The sequence below is a fragment of the Pannus brasiliensis CCIBt3594 genome (assembly GCF_036688125.1).
Classification (GTDB): domain Bacteria; phylum Cyanobacteriota; class Cyanobacteriia; order Cyanobacteriales; family Microcystaceae; genus Pannus; species Pannus brasiliensis.
Window position 1 is genome coordinate 17779 of record NZ_JBAFSM010000048.1, and the last position, 18459, is coordinate 36237.

The 18459-nt window shown below is 50.3% G+C and carries 23 protein-coding genes; 15 read left to right on the top strand and 8 right to left on the bottom strand.

Going from position 1 to position 18459, the window contains the following annotated elements:
- The first annotated feature begins 369 nt into the window (after positions 1–369).
- Genes V0288_RS19870 through V0288_RS19880 form a run of 3 tightly spaced genes read left to right on the top strand, consistent with a single transcriptional unit; the run spans position 370 to position 2746 of the window.
- Positions 370–1809, top strand: a complete 1440-nt coding sequence (locus V0288_RS19870) for a RecQ family ATP-dependent DNA helicase (protein ID WP_332866908.1) — start codon at positions 370–372, stop codon at positions 1807–1809.
- A 2-nt stretch (positions 1810–1811) separates the two neighbouring features.
- Positions 1812–2336, top strand: coding sequence for a cysteine peptidase family C39 domain-containing protein (locus V0288_RS19875; protein ID WP_332866909.1), 525 nt, complete (start codon positions 1812–1814; stop codon positions 2334–2336).
- On the top strand, positions 2333–2746 hold the full coding sequence (locus V0288_RS19880) for a hypothetical protein (RefSeq protein ID WP_332866910.1): 414 nt from the start codon (positions 2333–2335) through the stop codon (positions 2744–2746). The genes V0288_RS19875 and V0288_RS19880 overlap by 4 nt, the downstream gene beginning before the upstream one ends.
- Here the strand turns inward: V0288_RS19880 and V0288_RS19885 are convergent.
- Positions 2743–3618 carry an ABC transporter ATP-binding protein gene (locus V0288_RS19885; protein ID WP_332866930.1) on the bottom strand — a complete coding sequence of 292 codons (876 nt, stop codon included), beginning with the start codon at positions 3616–3618 and terminating at the stop codon, positions 2743–2745. The genes V0288_RS19880 and V0288_RS19885 overlap by 4 nt on opposite strands.
- Positions 3619–3744: 126 nt before the next feature.
- Positions 3745–4080, bottom strand: a complete 336-nt coding sequence (locus tag V0288_RS19890) for a hypothetical protein (RefSeq protein WP_332866911.1) — start codon at positions 4078–4080, stop codon at positions 3745–3747.
- A 387-nt stretch (positions 4081–4467) separates the two neighbouring features.
- Between V0288_RS19890 and V0288_RS19895 the strand changes: the two genes are divergently transcribed.
- The 7 genes from V0288_RS19895 to V0288_RS19925 all read left to right on the top strand — a co-directional run bounded on the left by V0288_RS19895 (position 4468) and on the right by V0288_RS19925 (position 9423).
- Positions 4468–4962: a Photosystem I reaction center subunit III gene (locus V0288_RS19895; RefSeq protein ID WP_332866912.1), complete on the top strand. Its 495-nt coding sequence runs from the start codon at positions 4468–4470 to the stop codon at positions 4960–4962.
- Between the two features lie 55 nt (positions 4963–5017).
- Complete coding sequence (gene psaJ / locus V0288_RS19900) at positions 5018–5137, top strand: photosystem I reaction center subunit IX (RefSeq protein WP_332866913.1); 120 nt, start codon at positions 5018–5020, stop codon at positions 5135–5137.
- Between the two features lie 169 nt (positions 5138–5306).
- Positions 5307–5519, top strand: coding sequence for a hypothetical protein (locus tag V0288_RS19905; RefSeq protein ID WP_332866914.1), 213 nt, complete (start codon positions 5307–5309; stop codon positions 5517–5519).
- Positions 5520–5600: 81 nt separating this feature from the next.
- Positions 5601–6488, top strand: coding sequence for an indole-3-glycerol phosphate synthase TrpC (trpC, locus tag V0288_RS19910; protein ID WP_332866915.1), 888 nt, complete (start codon positions 5601–5603; stop codon positions 6486–6488).
- 96 nt (positions 6489–6584) lie between these two features.
- A complete protein-coding gene (locus V0288_RS19915) occupies positions 6585–7739 on the top strand; it encodes a pyridoxal-phosphate-dependent aminotransferase family protein (protein WP_332866916.1) in 1155 nt (384 codons plus the stop codon).
- Between the two features lie 131 nt (positions 7740–7870).
- Entirely contained in the window at positions 7871–8917 is a 1047-nt protein-coding gene (locus V0288_RS19920) for an AAA family ATPase (protein WP_332866917.1), read from the top strand.
- A gap of 104 nt (positions 8918–9021) precedes the next feature.
- Positions 9022–9423, top strand: a complete 402-nt coding sequence (locus V0288_RS19925) for a hypothetical protein (RefSeq protein WP_332866918.1) — start codon at positions 9022–9024, stop codon at positions 9421–9423.
- Positions 9424–9494: 71 nt separating this feature from the next.
- Here V0288_RS19925 and mazF read toward each other — a convergent pair whose 3' ends face one another.
- Together mazF and V0288_RS19935 are read right to left on the bottom strand one after the other, a co-directional pair.
- The gene (mazF, locus tag V0288_RS19930) at positions 9495–9842 is read right to left on the bottom strand and encodes an endoribonuclease MazF (protein WP_332866919.1); all 348 of its coding nucleotides are present in this window, start codon (positions 9840–9842) and stop codon (positions 9495–9497) included.
- A complete protein-coding gene (locus tag V0288_RS19935) occupies positions 9836–10078 on the bottom strand; it encodes an AbrB/MazE/SpoVT family DNA-binding domain-containing protein (RefSeq protein ID WP_332866920.1) in 243 nt (80 codons plus the stop codon). The genes mazF and V0288_RS19935 overlap by 7 nt, the downstream gene beginning before the upstream one ends.
- A gap of 216 nt (positions 10079–10294) precedes the next feature.
- Between V0288_RS19935 and V0288_RS19940 the strand changes: the two genes are divergently transcribed.
- Positions 10295–10501 carry a type II toxin-antitoxin system HicB family antitoxin gene (locus tag V0288_RS19940; protein ID WP_332866921.1) on the top strand — a complete coding sequence of 69 codons (207 nt, stop codon included), beginning with the start codon at positions 10295–10297 and terminating at the stop codon, positions 10499–10501.
- A 320-nt stretch (positions 10502–10821) separates the two neighbouring features.
- Here the strand turns inward: V0288_RS19940 and V0288_RS19945 are convergent, their stop codons facing one another.
- A complete protein-coding gene (locus V0288_RS19945; protein WP_332866922.1) occupies positions 10822–11070 on the bottom strand; it encodes an HNH endonuclease in 249 nt (82 codons plus the stop codon).
- 6 nt (positions 11071–11076) lie between these two features.
- The gene (locus tag V0288_RS19950) at positions 11077–12438 is read right to left on the bottom strand and encodes a sensor histidine kinase (RefSeq protein WP_332866923.1); all 1362 of its coding nucleotides are present in this window, start codon (positions 12436–12438) and stop codon (positions 11077–11079) included.
- Between the two features lie 51 nt (positions 12439–12489).
- On the opposite strand from V0288_RS19950, the gene V0288_RS19955 reads away from it, so the two are divergent.
- The 3 genes from V0288_RS19955 to V0288_RS19965 all read left to right on the top strand — a co-directional run bounded on the left by V0288_RS19955 (position 12490) and on the right by V0288_RS19965 (position 15376).
- The gene (locus V0288_RS19955) at positions 12490–13182 is read left to right on the top strand and encodes a response regulator transcription factor (protein WP_332866924.1); all 693 of its coding nucleotides are present in this window, start codon (positions 12490–12492) and stop codon (positions 13180–13182) included.
- A 173-nt stretch (positions 13183–13355) separates the two neighbouring features.
- Positions 13356–13658, top strand: coding sequence for a hypothetical protein (locus V0288_RS19960; protein WP_332866925.1), 303 nt, complete (start codon positions 13356–13358; stop codon positions 13656–13658).
- A gap of 875 nt (positions 13659–14533) precedes the next feature.
- Positions 14534–15376, top strand: coding sequence for a hypothetical protein (locus V0288_RS19965; protein ID WP_332866926.1), 843 nt, complete (start codon positions 14534–14536; stop codon positions 15374–15376).
- A gap of 190 nt (positions 15377–15566) precedes the next feature.
- On the opposite strand, the gene V0288_RS19970 is transcribed toward V0288_RS19965, so the two are convergent.
- Positions 15567–16421: a DUF1838 family protein gene (locus V0288_RS19970; protein ID WP_332866927.1), complete on the bottom strand. Its 855-nt coding sequence runs from the start codon at positions 16419–16421 to the stop codon at positions 15567–15569.
- A gap of 620 nt (positions 16422–17041) precedes the next feature.
- Here V0288_RS19970 and V0288_RS19975 point away from each other — a divergent pair.
- The gene (locus tag V0288_RS19975; protein WP_332866928.1) at positions 17042–17641 is read left to right on the top strand and encodes a peroxiredoxin; all 600 of its coding nucleotides are present in this window, start codon (positions 17042–17044) and stop codon (positions 17639–17641) included.
- Positions 17642–17913: 272 nt separating this feature from the next.
- On the opposite strand, the gene V0288_RS19980 is transcribed toward V0288_RS19975, so the two are convergent.
- Positions 17914–18420, bottom strand: coding sequence for an AAA-like domain-containing protein (locus tag V0288_RS19980; RefSeq protein ID WP_332866929.1), 507 nt, complete (start codon positions 18418–18420; stop codon positions 17914–17916).
- Between the last annotated feature and the right edge of the window lie 39 nt (positions 18421–18459).

Below are 18459 nucleotides of genomic sequence, written 5' to 3' on the forward strand. Positions count from 1 at the left end.
GAAAAAAATAAGGTAGGCATCGCCCACCCTAACAAAACAAAGCGAGGTTGAAAAACTGATAACGCTCGATCGACGGTGAAATTAAAACTTTTTTAGCCCTAATCCCGCTAAATCGTTCTTAAATTCGGTTCGAGCGGTGTCTATCTTCGATCGATCCGCGTCGCGTTCGAGAATCGATACTCGAAGCACACATCGGCCATTATAGGAAGTTTTGTTAAAAAATGTGTAGATTGAATTCTTAAATTGTTTCGGCTTTCAGGATTGATTTGGATAGATGGTAAACGATCCGAGGATAGATCGGCGGATATCGGGACAATTAGCGGGAGTGGGGCTACGATCGAGCTAATATTCCCGTTATAATCGCCCGCGATGTCCGATACTAGCCAAGTCCTCGCCACCTTCCAACGAATTTGGGGGTACAGCGCCTTCCGTCCCCCGCAAGAAGAGATCGTCCGAACTTTGCTAAACGGGGAGGACGCGATCATCGTTATGCCGACGGGAGGGGGAAAATCGATCAGTTTTCAACTTCCCGCGCTCTTGCAAACGGGATTAACGCTCGTTATCTCCCCCCTCGTCGCGTTAATGGAAAATCAGGTTCAAGAGTTACGGGAAAAAAACCTTCCCGCCGCGCTACTCCATAACGAGGTTCCCAAGTTCCAGCGGAAGAAAACCCTAGAATCGATCGAGCGTCAGAATTTACGCCTTCTCTATCTTTCCCCCGAAACCCTGCTAAGTTCCGCCGTTTGGGAGAAATTAACCCTCTCTCACGTCAAAATTAACGGATTAATCCTCGATGAAGCCCATTGTTTAACCCAGTGGGGCGATAGTTTCCGTCCTACCTACCGTCGCTTGGGAACGGTTCGCCCGGCGTTACTCCAGTGTAAACCCGCGGGGACGAGGATAGCGATCGCCGCCTTCACCGCGACCGCGAACCCCACCACCCGCGAAACCCTCGCGCGCGTCCTACAACTCCAAAACCCGAAACTTTTCCTTCTCGATCCCTACCGAAAAAACCTTGACTTAAATACAAAAATATGTATTAGCCCCCGCTGTCGCCGTCATCAGTTACTGCATTCCCTGCGCGGTAAACCCCGGCGATCGGGATTAATCTACACGCGATCGCGACGGGAGAGCGAAAATCTGGCGACGTGGCTGGAATCGATGGATTATCGGGTTCGCGCCTATCACGCGGGTTTATCCCCCACGCGACGACGGGAGATAGAAACGCGCTGGCTATCGGGAGATTTACTTTTTGTCGTGTGTACTTCGGCTTTCGGGATGGGGATTAATAAAGCCGATGTTCGTTGGATAATTCATTATCACGCGCCTTCTTTATTATCGGAATATTTGCAGGAAGTCGGACGCGGTGGACGCGACGGGGAAACGATGGAAGCGTTAACTTTAATCAGCGAACCGACGGGATGGTTGGATAATAGCGATCGACAGTTACGGGATTTTTTTAAAAATCAGCGCGAGGAACAATATCGGCAAGCGTTACGGATTTCCCGACAGATTCCGGGAGAGGGCGATATAAATAGGATAAATGAAGAGTTTCCCGACGGGGCGATCGCTCTCGCGCTCCTGCATGGTCTCGATCGATTAGAATGGCTCGATCCCTTCCGTTATCGCCTGATTTCTTCGGATAGTTTACCGAAATTTTCCATCAATAGGCGAGATGAAATGGTTTCCTATCTCTATACTCGCCAATGTCGCTGGTGTTTCCTCCTGAACGCGTTCGGTTTCGAGGAGAGAGGGATTGATTTTCACTGCGGTCACTGCGATAATTGTCGTAAGTGGAGGAGAGATTAGAAATGTATCCAGAAGATGCGGGTGCTGGAGGAAACCAGCCAAGAATTGATGAACAAGCAGATCCTACAGTGATTCAACAGGAAGACCAATATTACTGTGGTGCGGCCTGCGCTCAGATGTTGTTAAGAGATCTTGGCATTTCAGTCGAGCAAAAATTTTTAGTCAAGCTTATTAGTCCGTCCGGATATAGCATAAGTCGGGGTATAGTATCCGCCGATGTTTTAGCCGCAGTCATGAATACTATAGACTCCGATAACCCCTCTCGCTGGCAAGGAGGGCTTCTCAAACTTACCGGAGCGACCCCTAGGGAGTTAATTGAGACTTTAATGCAAACTGGCCCTTGGATCGCTTTACTTTGGTCCGAATGGCCAGAACAAGCTAAAATAGGGCATATGGTAATCGTGGACAGTATTTACGAGAAGGAATTTTTAGTAATTCGAGATCCCGAGGAACGAACAAGATATAAAATGCGATTCTCCGATTTTATTATATATTGGACTGAATACGGAGTGTATAAGATATCATGAAAGTCATTGTTCAAAGAATCGAACTCTCTTCCACGGATATTAACAATATCTTCAATGTTTTTGTCCTATTGGATAGCCAGAAGTGTCGATTCGAGTTAACGGTAGAGATTGATAAAATCGGTGATAGAGAACTACAAAGAATTTCAACCGATCGAGTTTTTGACAATCTTTTCAAATACGATATCGCTATCCATAGTCGTATCTGTAAATTAGTTTCCGCGGTCTATAATCGTGAATCGATCGATCTACCATCTGATGTGGGTGAATTAGAGGTCGATCGAGACAAGCCTAGACCCTCTGATCAATACATCTCCGCGACCGAAGCGGGATTTGCGGCGGCAATGCGCTTACACGATAATAATTTAACGGAGAACTTGTCGATCGAGGAAGAGACTAGCCGACAATCCTAATCCAAGCGATGGCCGGTTAACTCGACGAAAATATCCTCTAGATTCGACTCGCGACACATGATCCCGGTTTTATCGCCTAAAGTATCTAAATAGACGTTCGCTTCCGCGAGGGTGGGGAAGAAATTGTACTCGATCTTGTCGTCTTTTTGTTTGATAACCAATCCCTCGCCGTATTTCGATCGAAATTCGTCTAGCGTTCCCAACTCGATCAATTTACCCGTTTCCATGATGCCGATGCGTCCCTCTTTTCCCGTCCCGTTATCGTTACAGAGGAATTCCACTTCTTCCATGTAATGGGTGGTGAGTAGTATCGTCATGCCCTGACGGTTGAGGTCGCGAATTACTTCCCAGAGACGACGGCGATTTTGAGGGTCGAGGCCGACGGTGGGTTCATCGAGAAAGAGGATTCGCGGTTCGTGGAGTAGCGCGCGGGCGATCTGTAAACGGCGTTTCATCCCCCCGGAGAGGGTTTTCGCGAGGGAAGTCTTTCGATCGCTTAAACTAACGTAATCCAGCCATCGATCGATTAATTCCTGTCGTTTCGGGTTGGGGATATGGTGCATCCGTCCGTGAAATTCCATGTTTTCCCAAACGGTTAACTCGCCATCGACGCTGATCTGTTGTAAAACCACGCCGATATTCCGTTTTACCGCGTTCCGATGCCGTGTCACGTCGTATCCCGCCACTTCTATCCGTCCCTGACTCGGAGAGGTGAGGGTGATCATCATGCGGATGGTGGTCGATTTCCCCGCGCCGTTGGGGCCGAGTAAGCCGAAAATCTCGCCTTCCTCGATGGTGAAGGAGAGATCGTCAACAACGGGACGGTCATTATAGATTTTGAAAACGTTTTGGAGATCGATCGCGGCGCTCATGGTCACAAATCTTTATATTCGCTCTATCGACCAGTGTAACCGAGAGCGGGTCGGGAATTCCAGTATCGAGCGATCGGGCGATTATTTAAGAGATTCCATCCTTTCCAAGACTATTCACCGCTCGGTCTAGGGATTACCGGGAAAGAAAGCGATTTTTCCGACGATACCGACGAGAGCGGTCACGAAAACACCGAGGATACCGAGAAACCCTACCGTCATGATGTTGATCCGTCCGTTAATATCGTCGGTTCGTTCCTTGAGTCCCGTGATGCGCGAGTCTACGGCTTTAATCTCCCCTTTGATTTCCGCCTGCCCGATCGCTAGGTTGGTAAGATCGGTTCGGATACCTTCCAGATTACTCTCGATCGCCGTGATTCGGTTCTCGATCGCTTTCTGTCCGTCGGCAAGTCCGATGATGAGATCTTTTAAGCGTTTCCGGTCATTCTCGGTAACGGCTGTCATGGCATGGACTCCGATTAAATGATGGGAGATCGGCCGGATAACTGTATTATGGGCTAGATCCTTTCGGTTATTTACCCCGTGTCGCGTTCGGTGGGCTTGGCGATCGGGACGGACGATAGCCTGTACCGATTGTAATTTTCCAGAGGATGATCGAGGAAATTTACCGGCGATCGACTAAAGGTAGCGTTCGGTAAATTTAGCGATCGGGAACTAGGGATGATAGCCTTCCTTCTATCCCTCGCCCCGTAACTCTCCCGATAGCGTGTAGTTTTGTATAGGGGAACTTTACTCGGATCACCCGGCGGAGTAAGATTTTTTCCGAGTACGATCGACTTGTTCGCTTTTTGAACAGAGAACTTCATATTTCGTAACAAAAGGAAACAATTTATGCGCAAATTGTTCGCTTTGGTCTTGGTACTAACCGTTTGGTTTACCTTCGCGCCCCCCGCGTCCGCGGATTTCGCGAATTTAACCCCCTGCGGCGAAAACCCCGCTTTCTTGCAAAAAGCGAAAACCTTCCGCAACACCACCAGCGATCCCGAATCCGGAGCCAAACGCGCTCAAACCTACTCCCAGGCCCTCTGCGGCCCCGAAGGCTATCCCCACCTGATCGTGGACGGACGCTGGGATCACATGGGAGATTTCTTCATCCCTAGCATCCTCTTCCTGTATATCGCGGGTTGGATCGGCTGGGTCGGTCGCTCGTACCTGATCGCCGTTCGCGATGACAAAGACGCGGAAATGAAGGAAATCATCATCGATGTTCCCCTCGCCGTCAGCAAAATGCTCACCGGCTTCCTCTGGCCCGTCGCCGCTTTACAGGAAGCGCTCTCCGGTAAATTAACCGTCAAGGATTCGGAAATTCCCGTTTCCCCCCGTTAATTTTTGTTGCAATAACTTGACTTTTTTGCTTGTCGATTCATCAGGAGAACTCATAATGGCCAAATTTCTCTCGACCGCACCCGTGTTAATCATGGCTCTGCTAACCTTTACCGCCGGCATCTTAATCGAATTCAATCGCTTCTATCCCGATCTGTTGTTCCATCCTCTAGGCTAAGAGAGCGTTTCGCGCTGACAAAAGAGGGCTACCGATCACCGTAGCCCTTTTTTGTTCGATCGCCATCGCAAAATTCTAAACTTTTCTGTAGTCTCCGATACGGAACGCGAGAATCGTGTCACAGTGAAAGTAGAGATTTCGATCGCTCCCGTCGGGAGGGTAATGAGTTATGAATATTCAAGAACACGCGCGCCAGAATTTAGCCAAAGAACGACTCGACAACGAACATTTACACCAAAATCTCTTAGCCCGTAGCGAGGAGGGGTTAGGAGAGGGACAAACCGAAGAGGAGAAAGCGCGGGAATTGCTCACCCAAGAGCGTCAAGAAGCCGAAAACCGCCAGGAATCTTTATTGAATCGCTCGATCGAACAAATCCAGTAGACCGCTTCGGGGACGGGTTCCGGCGCGTCCCCCCCACCGATCGAGGTAAAATGGCTAGTCAGCAGTCTCCTACCGACATCCATGCAAATCCGAAGACGACCTCCTAGCCCTGCCGTAAACGTCGAGAACCTCAGTTACGTGGTCAAGATCCCGGAAGCGGAACCGCGGAACATTTTAGAAGAAATCGTCTGGAATAAAGAGATCGAAGTCGATCGACTGCGCGAGCGGGTTCCTTTACTAGAATTACGCAAAAAAATCGCCACAACGCCCCCGCCGAAGGATTTTCTGGCGGCCATCCGCGACGGCAAAACGAAACCGGCACTGATCGCGGAGGTGAAAAAAGCCTCCCCCAGTAAAGGTATTATCCGGGAAGATTTCGATCCCGTGGCGATCGCGCGCGCTTACGAGGAAGGGGGGGCGAGTTGTCTGTCGGTATTGACGGACGAGAAATTCTTCCGGGGAAGTTACGATAATCTCGCGCTCGTGCGGCAAGCGGTCGATTTACCCCTACTTTGCAAGGAATTTATTCTTTATCCCTATCAAATCTACTACGCGCGCACTCGGGGAGCCGATGCCATCCTCTTAATCGCCGCCATCCTCAGCGATCGGGATATAGCATACTTCGCGAAAATTGTCGATAGTTTGGGGATGACCGCGTTGGTGGAGGTGCATACTCTCGAAGAGTTCGATCGGGTGCTGGCGATCGAGGGAGTCCGATTAATCGGCATCAACAACCGCGATCTAGAGACCTTTACCGTCGATATCGACACCACGCGTCAATTAACGACGGCGCGACGGGAAAAGATCCGGGAAAAAGGAATTCTCATCGTCAGCGAGTCCGGACTGCACCGGGCCGCGGATGTAGGAGTGGTGGCGAGCGCGGGGGCGAACGCGGTGTTAATCGGCGAATCCCTCGTCAAACTCGATAACCCGATCGAGGGGATCGCGGCGTTATTTCCCGCGGTATGATCGGAATTCCGAATCTTAAAAAATCCCCGCGGAATTCGTTCGATCGAACCTTTCATTTCTAGCCTGTTAATTATCGCGAGACGAGAGAGACAATCTATGGAAAACAAGCAGATGCTCATGATTCCCGGCCCCACCCCCGTGCCGGAATCGGTCTTATTAGCCATGGCCAAACACCCCATCGGCCATAGAAGCGGCGATTTTAGCAAAGTTATCGCCGAATTGACCGAAAATCTCAAATGGCTCCATCAAACGAGCGGTGACGTGTTAATGCTCACCGCGTCGGGAACCGGGGCGATGGAAGCGGGAATTATTAACTTCCTCAGTCCCGGCGATCGGGTTTTAGTCGGGGATAACGGCAAATTCGGCGAGCGTTGGGGAAAAGTGGCCAAAGCTTTCGGGTTAAACGCCGAGATAATTAAAGCCGAATGGGGCAAACCCCTCGATCCGGAAGTCTTTAAAGCCAAACTCGCCGAAGACAAGGAAAAAACCATCAAAGCGGTGATCGTTACCCACTCGGAAACCTCCACCGGCGTACTCAACGATCTGGAAGCGATCAATAAAGCCGTCAAGGAACACGGCGAGGCGTTAATCATCGTCGATGCCGTCACCAGCCTCGGCGCGTTCAATATTCCGATCGACGAATGGGGGTTAGATGTGGTCGGTTCGGGTTCGCAGAAAGGCTATATGATCCCCCCCGGACTCGCCTTCGTATCGGTGAGCCAGAAAGCCTGGAAAGCCTACGAAACCGCCAAAATCCCCCGTTTCTACCTCGATCTCGGCAAATACAAAAAAGCCACCGACGAGAATAGTTCCCCCTTCACCCCTCCCATCAACCTGATGTACGGCCTACAAGCCGCGCTACAGATGATGAGACGCGAGGGCTTAGAATCGATCTTCGCTCGTCACCTACGTTTGACCGCGGCCACCCGCGCGGGGATGAAAGCGTTAGGTTTACCTTTATTCGCGCCGGATCACGCGGCCAGTACCGCCATTACCGCGGTCGCGCCGGTGGGAGTAGACGCGGAGAAAATTCGATCGACCCTTCGGAAACAGTTCGATATCGCCGTCGCCGGGGGCCAGGATCACCTCAAGGGTAAAATCTTCCGCATCGGTCATCTCGGTTTCGCGAGTGAACGCGATGTGTTGACGGTAATCGCGGCCATTGAAGCGACCTTAATCGAACTCGGTTACGATGGCGTGACCGCCGGTGCCGGTGTCGCGGCCGCCGCGGGTGTTTTCGCCGCCGGTTAGTTTTTTATTTCAATGTGTTTGAATCCCCTTTCTTTCGCGGAGAGGGGATTTTTCGATCGGTGGGTGGGGTTGTGGGAGGGATCGGTAGATAGAGGTAGAATATTCTTAGGATGGACATCTAGGAGGAATCTATGCTAAGTAATTTAAGCATTAAAAATTTGACAGTTTTTTCCGAGATCGATCTCCAATTTTCTAGAACCATTAATGTAATTGTCGGCGAAAACGGAACGGGGAAAACTCATCTTCTCAAGATTGCTTACTCCGCACTTGCTACTAGCTGGAAAGAAGGACGAAAATCTGGAGGATCACCGACAAAAGCGTTACTACAAACTCGTTTAGCGGAAAAAATTGTTAATGTTTTTCGTCCAGATTATCTTGGGAGACTCGCTCGACGAAAGCAAGGGCGTGAACGATGCGATATAAAGCTAAATTTTCAAGATAAACAGTTTAATTTTGCCTTTAGCTTTGCTACTAATAGTAAAACAGAAGTTGTAGTCGAAAAACTTCCAGAGTCTTGGCTTGACGTGTCTTCTGTCTATCTTCCTACGCGGGAACTCCTAACTATTTTCCCGAACTTCGTTTCCCTATACGAAAGTCGTTATCTTGACTTTGAAGAAACTTGGCGAGATACCTGTTTGCTTCTCAGTTTCCCTTTGCAAAAAGGACCTAAAGTGAAACGAATTCAGAAATTGTTAGTACCGATCGAGTCGGCGATGGGTGGATCGATCGAGTTAGATAAAAATGGTCGTTTTTATTTGAAGAATGACAGTGGACGATTTGAGATGCCCCTCGTCGCCGAAGGACATCGTAAATTAGCGATGTTAGCCCGTCTAATCGCCACTGGAGTATTAATAGACAAGGGGTTTTTATTCTGGGATGAACCCGAAGCAAATCTCAATCCGAGCCTAATTAAAGAAGTAGCGCGAAGTATCGTGAATCTCGGTCACGCAGGTATTCAAGTATTTATTGCCACTCATAGCTTATTTTTACTACGCGAGCTTGAAATTCTCATGGCCGATCAACATAATGACCAACTGAATCCAAGATTTTTTGGCTTACATTTCTCCGAGGGTAGCGTTATCGTCAAACAAGGAAACGCGATTGATGAAATTGGAGAGATTACCGCGCTCGATGAAGATCTCGCCCAATCTGACCGTTTTCTAAATATTGGAGACTGAGAGCGGTGAGAATTGAAGTTGATGGCTTGACATTTGATTTTCCCGATTCATGGAAGGTCAGCAAATACGATGAATGGGCTTTTTATCGGAACCAGTTCTTTAGAATGTGGGATGGTATTAAAGCAGTCGATCTTATCGCTATTAACGAGCGAGACATCTGGTTAATCGAGGTCAAAGATTACCGTCAGTCACCCCGGACAAAACCTCAAGACCTGTCGGAAGAAGTGGCACAAAAAGTTTTCTCTACCCTCGCGGCCATGTTACCCGCGAAGGTCAACGCGTTAGACCTTTCCGAAAGCGATTTTGCAAGAGAGGTTCTTAATGGAACCCGATTACACGTTGTCCTGCATCTCGAACAACCGAGGCAACACTCTAGACTATTTCCACGCGCGATCAATCCCGCTAACGTACAATTAAAACTGAGAAGTTCGATCAAGCCGATCGATCCACATCCCAAAGTTGTAGAGTCTACTAATATGCGAGGTTTAGAATGGCGTGTGACGTGATTCTGCTTCCGATTCAGCAATCGATCGATCGCTAAACCATCGCGAAAAATTCCCCCTAAAACCGAACGCTTTTAGAACAATAATGGTTCAATTTTTGCCTGTACTTCCTCGATTAAACTGTTAGGAACAGACTCGACAAATTGAATCGCCCGTGCCGTCCAGTCTAAACACTTGATCTGATCGGCGAGAATAACCCCTTGAACCTGTAACTCCGGGGGTAAAACGACTTCAAAAGGATATCCCTTACGTTGCTTCGTGATCGGCATAAACAAAGCGAGAGAACTTCTTTCGTTATAGCTACGGGGAGAGACGACAAAAGCCGGTCTATGCCCTCTCTGTTCGTGTCCCTTCGTTGGATCGAAGTCGAGATACACGATATCACCTCGATCGGGAATATAGGAGCGCGAAATCTCTACCATACTTCCTTTCCAACCGCGGTTCCACTCTCTATTTCCCCGTGTAGATTTTCCGGCGCGATCCCCGCGACCAATTCATCGAGAGTATATCGTTTTCGGCTTCTCGGTTGAATCACGAGATTTCCATCGATAACGAGCAGATCTATCTCCATCCCTTCCGCTAATTGAATATCTTTCGCTAGATCCGGCGGAATCCGAACCGCGAGACTATTTCCCCATTTACCCACTGTCGCGATCATAGTTGAAAAGATTTTTAGATTAAAACTTCCAGATCTTATTCAAAATTATAGCGAGGGGGAAGAGAATTCACTCGATCGCCCGCGCGACTTTTTTCCTAGCCGAACCCGCTTCGATCGACCCCTAAACCATCCCGATCGAAAATGCTCCCGAAGAACACGACCCGGCTCGAACTCGATTAAAATGTAAAAATCAGACGGAATTTTCCAGATGTGACTATGAATTTAACCGTTGAAATCGAACAGGAAGAGGACGGACGCTGGATCGCGGAAATGATCGGACTACCAGGTGTTTTGGCCTACGGTCAGACCCGTGAAGAGGCGATCGCGCGAGTTCAAGCCCTAGCGTTACGCGTCCTGGCCGATCGTCTCGAACACGGAGAAGGCGAGGCTACACTCGTTACCATATCTTTTCAAGCCGCGTGAGTCAATGGAGTTCGACAAAAGCCAAGCGAGTGTTAGCGGCCTTGCTTCGGATCGGTTGGAACGTTAAACGGGAAACTGGAGGCTCTCATCGCGTTCTTTCGCGTCCCGATCGACGATCGACCGGACTTTGTTTTCGCTTTTCATGACAAAGAAGAGATCGGCCCGAAAATGTTAGCTCGCATCGCGAAACATACAGGTTTACAGCTGGAAGATTTGTAAATCCCGACCGAGATCGAACCTGACAAGGACTGGTAACGGAGGGTCATCGTTACGATCGATAGCGAGTAACGCGCTCCCTGTAGAATTCGATCGAGAGAAATTCAAGGATCGGCAAAGTAACGTTTAAACCTGGGATCGAGATGGTGTTTTTTGCGGCTATTGCAGGAGAGACAGAGGGTTTGTAGGTTGCTGATGTCGTTACTGCCGCCGATCGCTAGGGGGATGATATGATCGATCGACAGTCCGGTATCCGTCTCCCGTTTGCCACAACTTTGACATTGATAATTATCCCGTCGGTAAACGTAGTCGCGGACGGACGAGGGAATCGGAATTCGAGGGGTTTTCGCCATAGGTTTTCAAGTCATCGGTAATCTCACCGTAACACAAGTTCCCTCGCCGATTTCACTCTCGATCTCGATCTCGCCCCGGTGAAGTTCGACGCATTTTTTCACCACCGCTAATCCTAACCCCGTACCGATAATATTCTCGACGTTCGTACCGCGATAGAAAGGTTCGTAAATCCGCGCTTTATCTTCGTCCGCGATGCCGATCCCCCGGTCTCGGACTTGAAAGACGATTCGATCGCTCTCTTTTTTTAGACTTAACACGATATGTTCTCCCGTGGGCGAATATTTAATCGAATTTAACAATAAATTGCTCAAAATCGAGTATAGTAACTTTTCGTCCAGATCGGGACGATTTAAAAATCCCTCGCTAAGAAACTCGATCGGGGTATTGTTTTTATTGAGAAACTGAAGATCTTCCACGAGATTCAAACAGAACGCCTCGATATCTACCGGCTCTAGCGTACAAGTTAAATTCCCCGCTTCCGCTCTCGTTAAAATCAGGATATCTGTTAAGAATTGATTCATTAACTTGACCGAAGACTGGATACGGTAGATATTTTTCAAGCTCGATCGATCCACCTCCCGTAAGCTATCTTCGAGTAATTGCGCGGAAGATAGGATAACCGTTAACGGGGTTCTAAACTCGTGAGATATCATCGAGAAAAGGCGAATTTTTAGATCGGATAATTCTTTCTCTTGTAATAAAATTTGTTTGGCTTGCTCGATTTTTTGTCGCTGTTTTTCTTGCAGGAAAACCAATAAATAAACCGCTGAAATAATTCCGAAACTCGCGCAAGTACCGATAAAACCGAGAAGAGAATTCTCGCGAATACTATCCCGAGAACTAGCGATATAACTGCGTAAATCTCTTTTCTTACTCGCTTGTAAATAAGCGAGTAAGGATTGAAATCGCTCGCGAATCTTAACACTTTCGCTCGTGATCGTTTCCTGAGCGATATCGTCGGATTCGTCGGGGCGATAGATCTCGATCGAGCGATTGAAAAGACCGATTCTTTGATATACTAAACGATCGATCCTCGCGACCTGTTCCCGCTCGAATTCCGTCCCGTCCCGTACTTGTTTCGCGAGCAGTCGGAGATTGGATTCCATGAGAGCGAGCGCCCGACGGTGACGGCCTAACTCCTCCTGATTTCCCGTTTTAATATAACCCCGTCTCCCGGATTCCGCCACCGCCATGTTAGCGTAGAGATTCGTTAAATTATCGATGATCTCGTAGGTCGCTTCCACCTTGTTCGCGTTCTCTCGTAACGCTAAAGTATTCCGATAGGAAACCAGAGCGATCGCCCCCATCAGTAACAGGGTCAAACCGAACCCTCCCGCGATCCATTTTCCCTGTTTGAACCAATTCATCAACGATTATCCGACGCTACTTCCAGCTTACCCTATCTCCCCCGATCGACCATGCGAATTTTAGTCGTAGAAGACGATATCCAACTCGCCGAGATCCTCCGAGAGACCTTAAGTTCCCGTCAGTACGCGGTAGATGTGGCTAGAGACGGCGAAGAAGGCTGGAATTGGCTAGAATTGGGTAAATACGACCTATTAGTATTAGATGTCACCCTGCCGAAACTCGACGGGATGCGTCTCTGTCAACGACTGCGCCGCGTCGAGGCCGGCCATGCCGTCTACCCGAACGCCACCGTTCCCGTCCTTCTCCTGACCGCGCGCGATACGGTCACGGATAAAATCGACGGATTGGACGCGGGAGCCGATGATTACGTGACGAAACCCTTCGATCTCGGCGAGTTAATGGCCAGAATCCGGGCGCTCCTCCGGAGGGGCAACACCTCCCCTGGCGTTTTACTATCCTGGGGAAACTTGCAGTTGCATCCTAGCACCTACGAGGCCACCTACGACGGACACTCTCTCTCCCTGACCCCGAAAGAATTCTCGCTGTTGGAATTATTGGTAACGAACGGACGACGGGTGTTAAGTCGATCGGGTATTATCGAGCGGGTATGGCCGCTGGACGATTCCCCGGCCGAAGAAACCGTCACCTCCCACATCCGCGGCCTGCGGAACAAACTCAAATCCCTCGGCGCGCCGGAAGATTTCATCGAAACCGTCCACGGATTGGGTTATCGCTTGAAATAAATCCCTTCTCGGGAGGTAGACAAAATATTTTCTGCACGAAATCTGCACGGAGTACGCGGTTCCGATGAAGAAGCTCGGGGTACAGTAAAAAGTTAGACACCTACAGGGCTTGCTTGTCCGCCGATCGAGCGGGAAATCCCTGTAATCCCCTCTTTCACGCGAGACATCCTAGCATGATCCACACGAGTTTTGACTATCACGGATGGCGGGTCGAATTAATTCCGGAGACGAACGGGTATTCCTTTCGATGTTGGCGCGCGGGAACGGCCGAGGGAATTACCGACGGACGGATCTACGCGACCCGCGAACGAACCCTCGCGGTAGCGCGACAGAGAGCCGACCTAGAGAGCGCCTGTCTAGCCTTATTACGGTTTTTAAACGATCTCGGTGGCCGAAGTTACTACCTGACGGGAGACGATCGCGCGGCGCTGACCGATTCGCTCCTGGAATTCGCCCGGGCCGGTAGTCTGTCCTGATCCGACGAGAAAAATTTTCCCCTAACATCATCTGTACGGGAGCGGGCCGGTTCTCGCTCTCTTTTCCCGTTGGCTCGACGGACACGCGAACTCTCTCGATCGCGACACGGCGCGACATAGGGGTAAGACCGGATTTCCCGAAACCGGACAAACTTGCCGGTCAGGGAAAAGACGAAAGGAAACCTCTGGCAAAATTCAATAATTGTCGCGTGTTTAGGTAGCCGGGAGCCAGTATTCAGGAGCTAAAAAGAATAATAAAGAAGATTATATCTAAAAATTTCAGTAAAAACCTATTTATGTTGTGAAATCACATTTTTTGAGATGTTTATAACCTCAAAAACGAATTGTGCAAGAGGTCTAGGGGAAAAAGTTTACTCGTCCACTTTTTCCCCTAGACCTCTTCCCCCACCCGTACCCCCGTGGGAACGTTCGGAAAATCGGCATAAGCCGGGGTCTTTCCGTCACCGACCTTCGGTGGAGGGAACAGGGAACAGGCAACGGACAACCGTAAGAACTTTTGGTCGAATCCAAAATTTGTTGCCTGTTCGTTTCCAAGGGCCGACCAACGGGTCGAAGCCCCGTCTCCTTCGGGCGATCGCGTCTTTTCGGTGTTTAAATCCCCGAGACGATGCCTTCCCTGTTGCCTGTTCCCTTTAAGGAGACCGTCGGACAGAAAAAAGTTACCGGAGCGCCCCGCGGAAACCGTCAAAATCGTCGCGGGGAAAGCCTCCCGTATGTTGCCGCGTCCGATTACATTAACTTTTATTGACAAGCTCGACTTTATTTATGGTAACAAATCTAAAAATAGAATATACTTCTTTTGAGAGTCGTCACGAAACGTGTACTGTTGGTAAGAAAATACAACTTTTTGAAACATGAAAGGCAAAACCGCTAATCTTTTATTCGGCACGGGATTACTATTTCTCGCCCTGGGATCGATCGGCATCGAACGAGCCTCGGCGGCCGAGCTCACTTCTTTTCAAAACGCGTTAGCCACCCCCTATAGCCCGAAGGGTTGGAACTTCTACTGGAATAAAGGGGGAGCGATCGGCTCGTCCGCGAATTACACCTCGTTCCGCGGATTCGTCGCGCCGGACTTTTATTACACGACGGATCTAACCTTTCCCGGCTCTGGAGACGGCGCCTACGCCTTTTTCGGGAATCTAAAAAGCTATCCCAACGCGATAGATAATACCGGCCCGGGCGGTCATCCAGGACGGGGTTCAAGCCAGGCATCTGACGGCATCGAGCGTTTCGTGATCGCCGCTTATACCGTGGAGAGTGCCGGCGTGTACGGCATCCAAAATCTGCTTCTAACCAATGTCGATTACACGTTTCCGAGTACCGACGGGGTGACTTTGCGCATCTACGTTAACAATAGGCTGAAATTGAGCGGCGGCACCACGGCGGGATACAATCAATCTTTAAAGCTCACTTTTTTCGATCTCGGTAACTTGCTCGCGAACGACACGATCTACGTGGCGATCGGCTCCGGGGCTACAGATCGCGGCGATTCTTTCTCGCTCCGCTACGGGATCGATTTCCAATCGTCGGTCACTGGTCTCGCTCCTTTAAGCACCAAACTCGGGAGTTTCTCGGCCTTCAGCGAATCGCCTCTAGAACCGGCCGCGGATACCCCCGAACCCTCGATGCTTCTCGGACTATTGAGCCTCTTCTCGATCGGTCTGGTACGATCGAAGAATTCCTCCGCTCGCTAATCCCGATCGGATCGCCCGATCGAAATTCCGAGGGGAGACGGTCCAGGAACGAACCACCCGATCGAGGGGGTTTGCCGCTCTCCCTTCCCTCCCATCCTTACAAAAACACTCGATAGCGTTTTTCTGACGGTAATTCCCTTTTTCAATCCCGCCAAGATCCCGATGACTCTCCCGCGAGCCGCGGGATCGATTATTGGTCAGTCCGGGTTCCCGTCCGCGAAAACGCGTCTGGAAGCGGGGCCGCGAGGGGAAATTCCTCGCCGCGGCAGTACGCGTCGAATTCCTCCTCGAAACGGCTCCAACTGGTGGCGATCGAGCGCGGCAATCGTCCGGCGGGGGCCTCCCGATACAGCGGGAGACGATTTTCGATCCGCTCCCGGATCTCGGGGTGCAGTTCGTCGAAGCGATCGGTTTTCGTTCCCGTGTAGTTGAGAACGATAAACCCCGGTTTCCCTTTCATTTTCATCCAGGGTTCCCAGGGACCCATCCGGTAATAGGAGAGAGTGACCCGGCCCGAATCCCCCCCGCTCCCCGGACGATCGACCATCGCGGTCGGGAAAATAAATTTATACGAATCGGACGATTGTACGAAGGGTTCGGGAGAGTAATCGGCGAAGCGCGGCTCGATCGCCAGGGGATTGGCAAGTTTTAGATTGATATCCAGGGACACGAAAGAAGTATCAGCCGATCGATAAACTTCTACCCGCGGGGGGATGGCGAATTCCTGATAATCGTAGGAACGATGGAGAACGTTGAGCGTTTCCCCCGTCCAGGGATTCCGCCAGCGCCGGAGAACCCGACCCGTTTCGGGCGCGAGGTACAGGGAAAACTTGCGACTGACGAGAAACCAGCGATCGATCGCCTCTTCCCGAACACAACGGGAAATATCCACCCCTAAAAAATCGAAGAGATGGACGGGTTCGTCCCCGTCCAGGGGGTGAGCGTACATCGAACCGATCGCCTCGAAATAATAGGTGCGTCCGTCCGTGCCGCAACGTATCCGGACGAACTGTTCGTCGCTAAGGGTAGATTTCCGAATACTCATAAACCCCCGTCGTCGCTTTCCCCCCTCAGATTACCCCGATCGCCGAGATCGTGTCTCTACCGTGAAGAATAGACCTCCGGCGGAATTCAGCAATTGTCGTGTGGTCAGGGGGTCAGGGAGTCAGGAGTCAGGAGCCAGGAGCCAGGAGAAGGAATAAAGAAGATTAGAGCTAAAAATTTCAGAAAATATCTATTTTTCTTGTATAAATTCGGTTTTTGAAGTTTTTAGACCCTCAAAAATGAATTTTGCGAGAGGTCTAGTAGACTTCTGGCGGAATTCGGAGATTATGTTTCTGTCACCAATAAGAATCGAAAGTTACATTCAACTATAAACTTACAATTTCAAGAATAAAAATGTGAAAAATACAAGATTTATGCTTTAAAGCTCTCTTCGCTTCTCCTCTCTCCTATTAAATCCTAACTCCTAACTCCTGGCTCCTAACTCCTGACTCCTGACTCCTGACCCCTGTATTTTTAATCGCTCGCGAGAGATTTCCCCGGACGCGCGGGGGCGATCTCGTTCACCTCGGTACTCAAAATCGTTATGACTATGATATAGTTGTTACGGAATGTAAAAATCAACGCCTTCCCAACAACAACACGCGCAAGGAGAGTAACAGCATGACCGCCGAAGGTTGCTTAAGAGTCGGACAAGCGGCTCCGGATTTTACCGCTACCGCCGTTGTCGATCAGGAGTTCAAAACCATCAAACTATCCGATTATCGCGGCAAATACGTCGTTCTGTTCTTCTACCCCCTCGATTTCACCTTCGTTTGTCCCACCGAGATCACCGCGTTCAGCGATCGGGCGGGCGAGTTCACCGGCATCAACACCGAGATCTTGGGCGTGTCCGTGGATAGCGAATTCGCGCACCTGGCCTGGATTCAAACCGATCGCAAATCCGGCGGTGTCGGCGACGTGGCTTACCCCCTCGTGTCCGACCTGAAAAAAGAAATCAGTACCGCTTACAACGTGTTAGATCCCGACGCGGGCGTGTCCCTGCGCGGTCTTTTCATCATCGATAAAGAAGGGATCATCCAACACGCGACCATTAATAACCTGTCCTTCGGTCGCAGTGTCGATGAAACCCTCCGCACCCTGAAAGCGATTCAATACGTCCAATCCCATCCCGATGAAGTTTGTCCCGCGGGTTGGCAAGAGGGCGACGCGACGATGGTTCCCGACCCCGTGAAGTCGAAAGTGTACTTCGCGGCCGTCTAATCCTACCGAACGGAACGCGCGAGCGACGAAAACCCGCCTAACCGACGGGTTTTCAATTTTTTATCGGAGCCGAGCGCGAGCTTCCCCTTTCCGGGAGAAAAGTGTTTCGGGGAAGCTTGTACTCCCGATCGAAAATCCGCCGACCACCGAAAAGCGGTCGGCGGATAACCGTCAGCTTATCCCTCCACCTTTTCCTTTTAACCTTTCCCTATTACCGGCGAATCTGCCTTATTTCGCGAGATTCGGTCTAACCAACGCGTTCGCCACCCGCCTCACTCGTCCCGTCGTTGTAGACGCTCGCGGAAAAACAGACGGAACAACTCGCAAGCGAGACTCGTTTTGCCTTCCTGTCGATTTACCAAACCCATCTTTTGTAACGGAAGGCTGAGTTCCGCCTCGCACTCGATCGGGGCGGACCGCCCGACGATTTCCGCGAAAATGTCCTGTAGGTGGGGATAGCGTTGCAGGTTCCACCATTGCTGTTGTAAATGTTCCGCGTAGAGATCTAGGGCGATCCCGGCATTTTCTACCAGTTCTTCTAGGGCGATCGTTCCCTGTTGGAAGTAATAGAACGCCAACTGCAAGCGATAGGGATGTCCTCCCAGAAAAGCGATCAGACGATCGATCTCCGAGGGGGCGAACTTTTGTTCGTAGCGTTCCGCCAGATCCCGCGTTTGGGCGGCGATGAATTCGGGTAGATCGATCGCCAGCCCCGCGTTGAGGAGAGAGGGGGCGATCGGGTCGGGTAAGAGGACTTCGGTAGAATAGACCTCCTGCACGAATCAAGAAGAGTGTGCCAGTTCATAATTGAGTAATCC